The sequence below is a fragment of the Paenibacillus sp. FSL K6-3182 genome, assembly GCF_037976325.1.
Taxonomy (GTDB): domain Bacteria; phylum Bacillota; class Bacilli; order Paenibacillales; family Paenibacillaceae; genus Pristimantibacillus.
This window is the reverse complement of record NZ_CP150265.1, coordinates 488181-500818: the sequence shown is the minus strand read 5'-3', so window position 1 is coordinate 500818 and position 12638 is coordinate 488181. Positions and strand designations below refer to the sequence as shown.

Annotated in this window: 9 protein-coding genes; 1 reads left to right on the top strand and 8 read right to left on the bottom strand. The window is 45.3% G+C overall.

Annotated features, from left to right (window positions below):
- Nucleotides 1-40: 40 nt before the first annotated feature.
- From MHH56_RS02255 to MHH56_RS02220, 8 genes are all read right to left on the bottom strand, one after another.
- Complete coding sequence (locus MHH56_RS02255; protein WP_339206329.1) at nucleotides 41-1072, bottom strand: aliphatic sulfonate ABC transporter substrate-binding protein; 1032 nt, start codon at nucleotides 1070-1072, stop codon at nucleotides 41-43.
- 41 nt (nucleotides 1073-1113) lie between these two features.
- Nucleotides 1114-1890, bottom strand: a complete 777-nt coding sequence (locus MHH56_RS02250) for an ABC transporter ATP-binding protein (RefSeq protein ID WP_339206328.1) — start codon at nucleotides 1888-1890, stop codon at nucleotides 1114-1116.
- Nucleotides 1891-2121: 231 nt separating this feature from the next.
- On the bottom strand, nucleotides 2122-2721 hold the full coding sequence (locus MHH56_RS02245) for a TetR/AcrR family transcriptional regulator (RefSeq protein WP_339206327.1): 600 nt from the start codon (nucleotides 2719-2721) through the stop codon (nucleotides 2122-2124).
- Between the two features lie 143 nt (nucleotides 2722-2864).
- The gene (locus MHH56_RS02240; protein WP_339206325.1) at nucleotides 2865-3686 is read right to left on the bottom strand and encodes a class I SAM-dependent methyltransferase; all 822 of its coding nucleotides are present in this window, start codon (nucleotides 3684-3686) and stop codon (nucleotides 2865-2867) included.
- A gap of 41 nt (nucleotides 3687-3727) precedes the next feature.
- On the bottom strand, nucleotides 3728-5191 hold the full coding sequence (locus MHH56_RS02235) for a stalk domain-containing protein (protein ID WP_339206322.1): 1464 nt from the start codon (nucleotides 5189-5191) through the stop codon (nucleotides 3728-3730).
- Between the two features lie 20 nt (nucleotides 5192-5211).
- A complete protein-coding gene (locus MHH56_RS02230) occupies nucleotides 5212-7596 on the bottom strand; it encodes a FecR family protein (protein ID WP_339206320.1) in 2385 nt (794 codons plus the stop codon).
- Nucleotides 7593-9356, bottom strand: coding sequence for an adenylate/guanylate cyclase domain-containing protein (locus tag MHH56_RS02225; RefSeq protein ID WP_339206318.1), 1764 nt, complete (start codon nucleotides 9354-9356; stop codon nucleotides 7593-7595). Before MHH56_RS02225 ends, MHH56_RS02230 begins: the two co-directional genes overlap by 4 nt.
- A gap of 26 nt (nucleotides 9357-9382) precedes the next feature.
- Nucleotides 9383-11998 carry an SLC13 family permease gene (locus MHH56_RS02220; protein ID WP_339206316.1) on the bottom strand — a complete coding sequence of 872 codons (2616 nt, stop codon included), beginning with the start codon at nucleotides 11996-11998 and terminating at the stop codon, nucleotides 9383-9385.
- A gap of 202 nt (nucleotides 11999-12200) precedes the next feature.
- On the opposite strand from MHH56_RS02220, the gene MHH56_RS02215 reads away from it, so the two are divergent.
- The gene (locus tag MHH56_RS02215; RefSeq protein ID WP_339206314.1) at nucleotides 12201-12623 is read left to right on the top strand and encodes a DUF4395 domain-containing protein; all 423 of its coding nucleotides are present in this window, start codon (nucleotides 12201-12203) and stop codon (nucleotides 12621-12623) included.
- Nucleotides 12624-12638: the final 15 nt, after the last annotated feature.

Below are 12638 nucleotides of genomic sequence, written 5' to 3'. Positions count from 1 at the left end.
TCCAACCATAAGAAACGCCCCATTCCTCTTGTTCAGTGTATTATTTCAACGCTTCTTCAATAAATTTGTTATCAAATACGGTGGACACGTCGATTTTCTTGCGAATGACTTTAATGTCGAACTGGAAGTCCGCCGTCTTTTGCTGCTCTGCAATAATTTCGTCCGATACAGGGATATTAATCGTCCTGGAGCGATTGAAGATTGCTTCAATTAATGCCGCAGGCACTTTACGCTCTGCCGCATAACGCTCGGTGGATTCGGCACGATTATCATTTTCCCAAGCAAGCGCTTTGTTCCATACTTTCAGATACAGGGTAACGAGCTCAGGATAATCATCAGCAAATTGTTTTCTAACAATGTTGAAGGAAGGAGAAAGCACGCCCAGCTGTTCGCCGTCCGCAAGCACCTTCGCTTTATCCTGCAGTGTGTTCAGCGTAATATTCGGCTCCCATGTCGCCCATGCATCAACCTTCCCCGTCTCAAAAGCAGGTTGCGCTTCATCCGGCTGCAGTTGAATAATTTCCAAATCCGATGCTTTAAGCCCCGCACCTTCAAGGCCGCGGTAAAGGAAGTTAAATGCGTTGCTCCCCTTGGCAACAGCTACCTTCTTGCCTTTTAAGTCAGCAACCGTTTGAAACGGGCTATCTTTAGGCACGATGATCGCGACATTGTTTTTGCCTTCGAGCGCCTGAGAAATGACAGTAAATTTAATGTCCGCAGCTTGTGCTGCAATGATCGGCATATTGCCAAGTCCAGCGAAATCAAGACGGTTAGAAGCAATTGCCTCTGTCATTGGAGGGCCGCTCTGAAATTCCGCGTACTCCACTTTCACGCCAAGCTTGCCAAATTCATCTTCAAACCATTTCTCCTCAATCGCTTTGCCCATTAAGCCGCCGCTGCCCTGATATCCGATCTTTACAGTAACTCCGTCATAGCTCTTTGCTGCTTTGTTGCCCGCGTTGCCCGTTTCTTTCTTGTCTGAATTTCCATTGCCAGAAGCCGCGCAGCCGCTAATAAATACCGCTAATACAATAATTGCTGCCGTAAGAAGGCGTAATCTGTTCATCTTCATTCTCTCCCCGACGATCTTTATTTTTGGTGAAAAATAGTTAATTAAATATCCGCGCCTTGATCGATTTCCGGTCCCTCAACCTTCTCAAACTCACCCAGCACCTTGTGCCGCATCTCTTGAAAAGCATGGCCTGCTCGTTTCCGAGGATACAGCAAATCAATCGGCAATATTTTTCGAATATGACCCGGACGCGGATTCATAATGACGACTCGCTCGCCCAGAAAAACCGCCTCATCCAAATCATGTGTCACAAACAACATCGTCGTTTTGTTTTTCTGCCAAATATCAAGCAGCACCTCTTGCATATGCGACCGAGTAAAAGCATCCAATGCGCCAAACGGCTCATCCAGCAGCAATATATCAGGACTGCGAAGCAGCGCTCTTGCAATAGCTACACGCTGCGCCATGCCTCCAGATAACTCGCGAGGATAAGACTGTTCGAAGCCCTTCAGCCTTACAAGCTCGATGAGCTCATCTACTCGCTTACGAACCTCCGGCTTGCGAAGCGATAAATTTGCGGCTATATTTTTCTCCACCGTCAACCAAGGGAACAGCCTCGGTTCTTGAAAAATAAATCCTTTTTCTATGCTCGGTCCTTCAATCGGTTTTCCATTCAGCAATACCGTTCCTTCATAACCGGTATCGAGCCCTGCTACAATTTTGAGCAATGTGCTTTTGCCGCAGCCGCTCGGTCCAATAATCGTAATAAATTCCCCTTGTTTCACCTGAAGCCCAATGCGATCAAGCGCAATGACATCTCCCGAGGGTGTTGCAAATGTCTTATTAAGTTCATGTACTACGAGCATCTCCGCCGCCATAAGCTGCCCCTCCTATTCGATATTTCATTATTAACACCCGATTACTTGGTATTATGGTAAAATAAAAAGACTTAACGCGTATAATAACTAACGTTAAATCTCCAGTGGTCTGGTCGATTCGCCCATATGTCAAACCAATCTACAATTTGAATGTTCATTCGGTTTGTTATGTTGCTTATTTTGCGTTATCATTTCAACTTTGTCAACTTTTTTTTCGCATGCCTAAAAAAGCTATTTTTTGATCTCAAATAATCGAATAATCGCCTCAACATTCATCTCCACCTTCACCTCATAATCGGGCGGACGCTGGAGTGTCAGGCCTTGTATAAGGCTTACAAAATAAAAAGCAAGCTGCAAGGGATCTTCATCAATGATGATTCCCCTACGTATGCCGTCACTCATAATATCAGCGACAGGGCCTAGGTTTACTGTAAAACGGTCCGTGATCGCCTTCTTAATGTCTGGCGGAGTAGACTCGGATAACCTTGCCGTATGCATGAGAATCGTGAACGCCCAGTTTGTCTCCAATGAGAGCCAAGAGGCAAGCATTACCCTAAGCTTAGCGATCGGTTCCATATCCATGGCCGCTAAATCGGTTACATACTTCCCATAATTCGTCTGCCCCGAGCGCAGCACCTCGCTGAATATCTCTTCTTTCGAAGCATAGTAGTGATAGACATTACCCACACTAACCTTTGCTTCTTTCGCTATATCTTGAATGCTCGTTAATTGAAAACCATTAATCGCCATAACCTTCAGCGCACAGTCGAGAATATGCTGCATCTTTTTTTCACGCATCATTTTATCTTTTTCTACATTTCTAGGTGACAAGCTAAGTCCTCCTTACAATAAATCACACTTAACCTGCATTATACATGCAAATACGTTTTGCGGTCATTTTAGCAATAAAAAAGAAGACAACCTTGTCCTCACGACAAGACTGTCTTCTGCACCATTTAAACGCTAATAATGCTCTATTTTACACCTATCCGCATGCGGTAGCTGAACATGATATCAAGTGTTCTTCCCGCAAAATAACGCTCGACACTGCTGCGATAGCTTTGCAATTGCTCTTCCAGCGCCTTCGAGCCAAGCTTGAAGACCGCTTGAATGCCGCCTTGGCTAATAGCCAGACCAATATAACGCTCTGCGTCGCAGCGCTCCATGTTATGGAACACGATTTCTTTGGAGAAACGGAAGAGACCACTGTTATGAATTTGTGTTAAATGCTGTTCCTTATCTCGTTTGCTCGCTTGATCCTTCTCTGGGATATGAGCAGCAATAATCTCCTCAGAACGATCCATAAGCTGCTTATATTCTAATTCGACAGCCCAGTGCAGCGTTGGAGGCCAATCGCAATCATAGGCGGCAAACACACCTTCCGGCTTCAGAACGCGGGCAAATTCAGAGAGCGTGCTGACGGGCTCCATCCAATGAAATGACTGCGAGCAGGTTACAATATCAACACTGTCCGCATCTAAATTAAGCTGGTCAGAATACCCTTTGATGAAGGAAATTGATTGGTCCTCGGGGAGCTTAGACAAATGAGCCAGCGCTTTGCTTCTCATATCGTCATTTGGCTCAAAACCTACAATTCGCTCCGCATTCCCGAGCCATATAAAGGAGGACAGCCCCGTTCCGCATCCAACATCCGCCACAACGCTTGGCACTCTTCCCAAATAACTTGTCAAAATATTTACAACTGCGGCAGGAGCTTTCGGACGATGCTGGTCGTAATCGTTTTGAAAGCCTGAGAAACGGTCTACATTATTTTGCGAGCGGTTTTCCAAAGTCATTGTACAGCCTCCATTCCAGCGATAGGGAATTTTGCTACTTATTACTCACTACTCATAATAATAGCATTGTATTCACTATCAAAAGCAAACAAAAATGAAGCGGCATCAGCTAAATATTGTGCATCTACGTATAAAGTGCCTTTTTCAACAATAACCGTATGCTTCGCATTTACTTTTAGTGAAAGCTTCCAGTTGTTTTTGGTCAGCTGCACTTCCTTGGCCGCAGCATTCCACTTTATGTTCGCCCCCCATGCACCAAAGACAGCTCTCACAGGAAGATATGTTTTTTCTCCGCTCTTAAAAGGCTTTTGCAAAGCAGTGAACTTCACTTGCTTATTATCCAGCCATACTTGAATATCTTTGCTCGCTGGCAGCAGCTCCGTACCTGCAATCAGTTCTTCTTTCGTACGAATAGGATTGAGAGCCTTAGGGTTCACCGCCAGCACCTTAACGCTATTGTTTAACGTGTCGGCTACGTACAGTTTTCCGCTCAAATACAGCAAGGAAGACGGTTGATTGAACTGCGCTTGTTCAACCTCTCCAACTTTATCGCCAGGCGCGCCTTGGCCTGCAATTGAAATGACTTTTCCATCCGCTTGCAGAGCACGAATTCGGTTATTCAAGCTGTCTGCAACAAACAAAACCCCATCGGCAAATGCCAGCCCGCGCGGCCGATTAAACCGCGCTTCAGCGCTTATGCCATTCCCATAGCCGCCTGCCATATAACCGGTAAGCGCATCGACAGCTGTCGGTTTTCCAGCTACCGTCTTGACCTTTCCATCATAAATATAACGAATAAGATGATTGCCGCTGTCAGCTACATATAAACCGCCCTTATCATCGAATACAAGCCCCATCGGTTCATTAAATAAAGCTTGCGCTGCGCTTCCGTCCTTGTAACCGCCTGTTTCGCCAGCAACTCCAGCAAAGGTAGATGTTACGCCTTCGGGAGTGATGACACGAATGACATGGTTTAGGGAGTCTGCTACATAAACATTGTCTTTGCTGTCTATCGCTAATCCCGTTGGGGAGTTAAACTGCGCATCGCCAAATTTGCCGTCTTTATTTCCTGGCTTGCCATTTCCCGCAGCCGTGTATACTCGATCGTTTACAATTCTGCGCACAACGTGATTGTCGGTGTCACTTACATAAATGACACCCTTGCTGTTCACTACAGTAGAAGACGGTTGATTGAACGTTGAATTGGCAATCGTCCCATCGAAATAGCCCGCTTCCGTCTTTGTCGTAACAGGAGTAAGCTTCTCATTTTGCCATTTGCTAATCTGATTGCTGCCCGAGCCTACAACAATGATGCTGCCGTCAGGGGCAGAAGCCAGCCCCCAAGGTTGGCTTGCTTTCTCGATGACATTGGCAACTTTAGCGACGTTCTCCGTCTCTCTTATTTCTACTGGCTGTTCATTCGCCGCGAATGCTGTTGCATGAAACGAAACTAGCATCGTCGCAAGCGCCGTGCTTGCTGCTAGCCATTTAATATTGCTTTTCATAGAATTGCTCCTTTCGATATTTAATCTATAGTTATTGGCCTTATAATATGGAAGGGTATAATTATCTCATCAATTTGTTCCTCTTTTTTCATAATGGGTATTGTAATATTTCCCTCGCCTCTTGCTAGTTCCATACTGAAATAGGATCCTTTAAGTATGAGTTTTGTATACTCACCATCATTCTCGAGCTCATATGCATCGCTATCTAGCGGCATATTTTCAAACCCAAAGCAAGATGGCTCTTCCGCACAAAAATATCCATTAATTATTATCTCTCCCAGTTCATAACCGTGTGTGTAGATGAAAAGCTCCTTATCCTTCACTATAGCGGGTCTGTTCTCAAAATCTACGAATCTAGGAGAGGCAGTTACTTTGCTATCTAAAGAGAAATGCTGCTCGTTTTCTTGAAAATCACCATTAACTGGGTTCTTCCAAGCATTCGGTTTTACATACACATCAATATTTGAGTTGTATGCAATGGGATCTTTAAGCTTTACAATGAGCTGCGTTTGATTATCTTGGTCAACAGCAACACTCTCAATATCCGTTATGTTGAGGAGGGGCAGCTCCGCATTTCTACATGTTCTACCCTCTGGAAGCTCTACCGCGTCGCATTTATAAATTATCAAACCATCTTTTGGAAAATAATTCCCAAAAGCAAGGCCCGTAGTAAATGGAAGCACTAACGTATACTCATCCTCCATAAATGCCGCATAGGTTAAAGCCTCCGGAGGATTAGCTACCCGTACTGTAATATCAAGCTCTAGAAAGTTTTCAACCTGACCATTACTGCCATTCATTAAAGAAATACTTAAGCGATATGCTCCAGGCCGTAAATTGCCTTTGGCAAAATAATTTCCTTTTAACATAACCATTGCCGTATCAGGACCAGTCATGCTAAATAGTAAGGCACCGCTAAGGTTATATTCAAAAAACGGGTAACACTCCTCCGTTTCTTCAATTGGGCAAACTCTAGTTATTCTGATGTACGGGGAGTTCCCCTCAGAAGGCCATTCAGGCATTCCATAACCAAAAGTTCTAAAGGATATAGTTGTGTTGTAATCGGTTTTCCCTAAAATAAATTCAATTGGCGGGTATTCACTGTTATTTATAAATTGAAACCCTTGTTCCATTTCTCCTCTTGCTGTAACTTGTTCATTCGTCTGCACATCATTGGTTTCCGAATTTTTTAATTTATTTTCATAGACCGTTATACGAATTATAGAGCCGTATTGCACAGCTTCTTTTAATTTAATCACCAGCTGATTAGGTTCAGATGGATGTATATCAACCGTCTCAACGATATCTAGACTTTCAAATTCACCAGCGTCATCCTGACGCACCTCAAATTTGACGATATTTGCACTAGAATCATTAAGAGCAAGTGCTGTCGTAAATGGCAAAATAAACGTTTTATCATTTTTCATATACAATTCTAAATGATTATAAAACATCGTTAAATCTAGCGTTGGCGGCACAGGTTCTGGCGTTGGTGTTGGCGTTGGCGTCGGTGATGCCGTTGGCGTTGGCGTTGGCGTTGGTGACGCCGTTGGCGTTGGTGACGCCGTTGGCGTTGGCGTCACGACTGGGTTGCCGCCTCCACCGCTGCTGCCGCCTGTTCCCGCATTGTCCTCATATACAATAGTAGAGTTGGATTGTGAACCTCCACTACCGCCTGCAGCTGCCGCCGCCTCTTGTTTTTTCTTTTCAATTAGTGCTTTAACTTGCTCAATTAATGCCTTATCCGCTTTGGCGTCCTTTTGAAGCAGCAGAAGATAATGCTCCAGGCCGACCAACGGAAGATCGAGATAATTCAGCTTTTCCTTTACTCCTGCCCCATCTTTATTCAGTGGCAGCTGTTCATTCGGATTAACCGTCGTCTCATCCGTTAGCCCTGGACCATGCTTCGTTTTTACTGCGCCTTCAAATACACCCAAGTAGCTCTCGTTATTCTCATACGTAACGGTAAACTGCGTCCCCATAACGCCCATAATGGCAGTTGGTGTCTCGATCTCAAACCTAGAATCGCCGTCAAGCTTCTTCTTAATCGTGACAAGAACCTTTCCCTTTAGCAGGCTTAGGCTAGTTTTGCCGCCCAGTGCCTTTGCGCTTTTGACCAGCTCACTCACAACAAGCGTGGTATCCGTGCCAATCGTGACTTCTTTATCGCTGTCCAGGTCCATCGTTACTTTCCCATCACTGCCGGTTAGTATCGTATCGCCTTTTGTTATAGCCATTCCTTTAAAAGCATTAAATTTCTTGGACCCGCCGCTCTTTTTCACTTCCGCTTTGCCTGAAATGGTCGTTATTTTCCCCGCCTTTTCCGTATCCTTCGCAAAAACAGATGTCGGCATAATAATGGCCATGACTAGCAAAGTCACAAAAACTAGCTTTAACGTCTTCATTTTAGTCCCTCCAATTCATAGATTGAGATGCCCTGTTCTTTTCCTTTTACCTTGATCTCGCCAAGAGCGTTCGCAATAACACGATCTTTAACCACCTGATAGACCGCATCGCTCATAATTATTTGTCCGGGCTTTGCATTGCTCTCCAGCCTAGCTGTCGTATTAACCGTGTCTCCAATAGCGGTGTAGTCCATCCTGCTCTTGGAACCTATGTTGCCGAAGACGGCTGGCCCCGTATGAATGCCAAGACCAAACTTCACACCAAAGCCAAATCGTTCAATTAACTTGCGCTCCAATGCGGCTGAGCCCTCTTTCATTGCCCACGCCGCTTCCACCGCTCGCATTGGATGGTCTTCAAGAAGCAGCGGCGCATTGAAAATTGCCATGGCTGCATCGCCGATAAACTTATCCAGCGTACCTTCGAATTTAAAGATGCAGTTAGCGGCAAGATCCAAGTATTCATTTAATATTTCAACGATTTCCTCCGGCTCCGCCTTCTCTGAGAGAGGCGTAAAGCCGCGAATATCGACAAAAAGCACAGTTAACTCACGGCGCGTTCCGCCCAGCTTTAGGCCCTCTTCACCATTTTTTAAAATCTGGTTAACGACCTCAGGCGCCACGTATCTGCCGAATATATCCGTCACTCTGCGCCGCTCCAGCAATTCCTCTACGTAATGGAACCCAACGACAATGATGCAACTAATAATCAGCAGCGGCACCACATAGCCGATTGATATGATGATTCCCTGACCGTACAAGTAGCTGCTTCCTACTACAAACGCAACAAGAATAACCGCAACCGCCAAAAACGAGATAAGCATATTCCACTTCCGGAATAAAAAGTAGGCAAGCGAAGCCGCAAGGAGCAAAATCAACGCATTCCATTTCCAATTAAGCTCATGCTTAAGATCATTTTCGAGCAGAGCCTGTATAATGTTTGCGTGTATTTCCACCCCGTACATCATTTTTTTCACCTGCAATGGCGTCAGGTACTCATCCTTAAAGCCCGTGGCATACGGTCCAATAAGCACAATGCGATCCTGAAAATACTCCGCAGGTACATCCCCATTCAGTACAGCAGCGTAAGGAATCGCTTCATATTGCCCCGGCCGCTCCGTATAGGGAATATGAAACTGTCCAAATGCATCAAGCGGAAGCATATCCGCACTTACACTTTTGCCTTGGCGCTCCATGTACATTTTATAAATTGTCCAAGAAAAGCTTTCAACCTGCTCGCCTTCATACATAAAACGATATAAAGAGTTGCGTACAACGTGGTCGCGGTCCGGTATCGTGTTGATATGTCCAACCGCCGCTGCCGCTTCCTTAAGTGCCGGAAACGGCTCGGATATTTCAAGTGCATCAATTGCGCCCTGCTTGGCTGAAGCTTCAAATGTTCCATATACGGGAAAAACGACATTGCCCGCATTTTTCACTGCGCTGATTAGCGCTTCATCCGATGATGGATCATCTGCCGACGGTGCAGGAAAAGTGACGTCAAACGCAATAACTGCCGGTTTTCCTTCGGAGAGCATATCGACCAATTGAGCATGAACATTTCGATTCCAAGGCCAGCTCCCAAATTCACTCACACTTTCATCGTCAATAGCGATAATGGCAATTTGAGTTTCGACAGGGCTTTCCTTTTGCATAAAACGATCTTGGAAAAAATAGTCCATTCGATCAAATGTTCCTCTATACAGGAAGAAAATAGCCAGCACAGCAAGCAGGCCCATAATATGTATAAGCTTTATTTTCATAATATCCTCCTTTCCCTTCTTTTCCGTCAAATGAGATGAAGCCACTTCCAATATGGAACACAGAGCACAGCTATAAGCAGCACTGCAAACGCATAACCGAGTGCAAGCTTCCCGGCTTGACGATGGGTAAACGCTTTCCCCTCCGAGCTGTAATAGGCAGTTAAATAGGTAGGGGACTGATAGGCAAAGAAAAACGGATCTGTTGCAAGCAATATGACAAACACGAGCACCCAAGGATGAATGCCTACTGTTTCTCCTAAAGGAACAATAGCGGTTATAAGTAAAATAACAGCTGGATCATCTCGAATGACTAGCGTAACGATAAAGGAAACGAGAATGACTGCAACAAGGAATAAGGCAGGCGTGCTGACAAAAACAGACATATGCTCTCCAAGAAAGGAGGATAACAGCTCAGCAATTCCTAGCTGCTCGGCGACGCCCGCAAAGCTAAATGCAGCCCCTAGAAACAATAAAAAAGTCCAATCTATTCCGGTAGAAATCGTCTGTTTATCGAGCACGCCGCTAATAACCAAAACCGCAAAACCCATCAACATAATCCATGTACTCTCAATCCCGTGAAGCGGTTGAAGCACCATAAGCCCAATGCAGCATATAATCGTCCAGACCGATACTCGCTCATCCTTTGTTAGCGGGCCAAGAAGCTTTAGCTGTTCACTCAGCACTTCGCTTGTGACAACTTTGGCAGGCTCGATCTTACGGAACATAAAGAGCAATACGATAATCAACACAGTGCCAAAAATAACAAACCCCGGCAGCGCATACAATAACCATTGCAGCCACGATACCGATTGCTCTGTAGAAGCAAGGCCATAAGCCATAATATTGGTATATGAGCCTGTCATAACAAAAGGCGCGGTAAAGCCAAAGAAAATCATAGCAATCAGCCCAAGGCCAGCGGCTCCCTTGCTCCTCTCTTCAAAGCCGAGCGATTCCGCGAGCGTCTGTGCCATCGGAACGCCAAGCGATACCTTGGCAGAGGATGAAGGAAGCAGCGGATTAAGCAGGACCCCGCCTGCAATAATGCCCCAAAGCTGTCCGCGGTAATGGGCAGGAAATCTTTTTAAAGCATGGAGCGCAAAGCGATAAGAAATTCCTGATTTTGTTATTACCGCACTTATCGCCATAATAGAAATCATGAAGAGCCACGAGCTTGACGCAAATCCCGAGAGTGCCGTTTCCGGAGAGGCAACGCCCCCCAGCACCCACAGCATAATCATGCCAAGCGCCACAATGTAATCCGGCATAATCGGAACAATCCACATAATGACTGCGGCTAGCGCAATTCCGATAAACCGCATGCCCGCCTCAGATAAACCGCCAATAGGATCTAATAGGAAAGAAAGTATGATGCAGAGCAGCGCCGCCATGACAGCCCCTGCTTCTGCAGCACGATTCCCCTTCAACAAACGTCCGGCGCCTTTCACGAGCACCTCGCTGCGTTTTCTAGCCAGCTTTTGTTTGGCTAATCCATACGCCCGATCAGCATCCGGCAATTCAACTTTATTGAAGGATAAAGTGCTTGCTAATGCATCCGCCAGCTTCAAGTAATCCAACGCTTGATTGTTTCTGCCAACACGTCTGCTAAGCTCCGTTCCGCACTCGTACAAAAACAAAAGCTCATGCGATTGAAATTTGTTAGGCTGATTTAAAGAGGCTTCTATAACAGCAAGCCCAATTTCCGGCGCATTTTCCTCACAGTAAGGAAGATAGGTTTGCAGCACCGTGTAATTTCCTGCGAGTATATCTCTAGGACAGCGGCTAATGGTACGAAAAAGTTCTGCGCGCTGATGATCCGTAACCTCTCCTTCTATGCGAGCATACGTGTCTAGCGCTGCTGGCCAGTTCCCTTTATCCGCTTGGATCATGATGAATGCCACCCAGTTGCCTTGAGAAACATACCACGAGGTCGCTTTTTCCAGCCAACCAGCCATCTCCTCGTACCCATAACGTTCCTTGCTTATATCATTAAGAACCGGCTTAATACCGCTTGCAAGAGTTAACCATTCCGATGTTAATGGATCATCTTGAAAGCACTCCCGAAGGAAGAGATTGTCTGAAAGCTCCCTTTGCATTGTCATGCCATAGGTATGCTCCACAAGCCCTCTGCTAATAAGAGGAACATGTGCGCACCACTGCAGAAACCGAGCCGATAGCTCGCGCAATTGTCCAAGCTCATACGCAATTCGCTCGGATTCCGTTTTCTTAGATGCTTGAAGCTTCGCATTCGTTGCGATCAATCGTTGCGAAAGCAGCTTGATGAAATAGGATGAGAAAATTGCATTCTCAGCAACAAGGCGATCAAACATCCTGCTGTCAATGATATGCAGTACAGCATCCTCCGCAGCTACGGCCTCAGCAGACCGCGCTTCCCCAGTAAGCAGAGCCATTTCACCAAAAACCTCGCCTGGCCCAAGCACGGCAAGCGAACGCCGAACGCTGTCATCCGTTTTTGAGAATAGCTCAATCGTGCCGCTTTCTATGATGAACATTTGATCGCCATGCTCGCCTTGATGGAACAACCTCGTTCCCGCAGGAATCTGTTGTTTATCAAGCATCCCCAGCAGCTTCGCAAGCTCTACATTAGAGAGCCCTTTAAACATATCGATACCTGTGAGCTTCACTAATCTATCTACCTCTTATCAAAGAAATTAGTTCTTTAGTATTATTAATCTATTATATATGAATATTGAAAAAAATTGGTAGTTATCGAAAGTTGTCATTTAATAATATTTTTGATCGATTAATCATTTGGTTATTGCCAAAAGAGCTTAAATTATCTACTATTAAATTATATAAATCCAATAAGGAAAGTTGGTTTTTATAATGAAGGAGATTCCCATTCCATTTGTTCGAAGTAACCAAGTCGGTATCGTTTCCGTACTTCTTCTTGCGATAGGCCTGCAGTTGCCTTGGCTTATTGCAGCACTATGGATTATTCAAATAATTGGACTTATTTTCGGTCCCAAAGCTAATTTATTCATTATTGCGGCTCGCCCTTTCCTAAACGGTCGAATTTCTTCCGCACAAACAGAAGCAGCTGAGCTGCAGCGCTTCAACAACTCCCTAGGTGTAGGTTTCCTCACCTTCTCGCTGCTTAGCTTTATGCTCGGCTGGTCTGCAGCTGGTTATATATTTGCTGGAATGATGGGAGCTGCTGCGCTAGCCGCCATTCTTGGCTTTTGCATCGGCTGCACAATCTATTTTCAATACAAGCAATTCCGCGCACGGCGATTAAAGCGAGGTTAGTTTTGACACAAAAGA

Excerpts from the sequence above, each read along its gene's own strand:
- MHH56_RS02255 (WP_339206329.1), bottom strand. The coding sequence starts at position 1,072 with ATGAAGATGAACAGATTACGCCTTCTTACGGCAGCAATTATTGTATTA.
- MHH56_RS02250 (WP_339206328.1), bottom strand. The coding sequence starts at position 1,890 with ATGGCGGCGGAGATGCTCGTAGTACATGAACTTAATAAGACATTTGCA.
- MHH56_RS02240 (WP_339206325.1), bottom strand. The coding sequence starts at position 3,686 with ATGACTTTGGAAAACCGCTCGCAAAATAATGTAGACCGTTTCTCAGGC.
- MHH56_RS02235 (WP_339206322.1), bottom strand. The coding sequence starts at position 5,191 with ATGAAAAGCAATATTAAATGGCTAGCAGCAAGCACGGCGCTTGCGACG.
- MHH56_RS02230 (WP_339206320.1), bottom strand. The coding sequence starts at position 7,596 with ATGAAGACGTTAAAGCTAGTTTTTGTGACTTTGCTAGTCATGGCCATT.
- MHH56_RS02225 (WP_339206318.1), bottom strand. The coding sequence starts at position 9,356 with ATGAAAATAAAGCTTATACATATTATGGGCCTGCTTGCTGTGCTGGCT.
- MHH56_RS02215 (WP_339206314.1), top strand. The coding sequence starts at position 12,201 with ATGAAGGAGATTCCCATTCCATTTGTTCGAAGTAACCAAGTCGGTATC.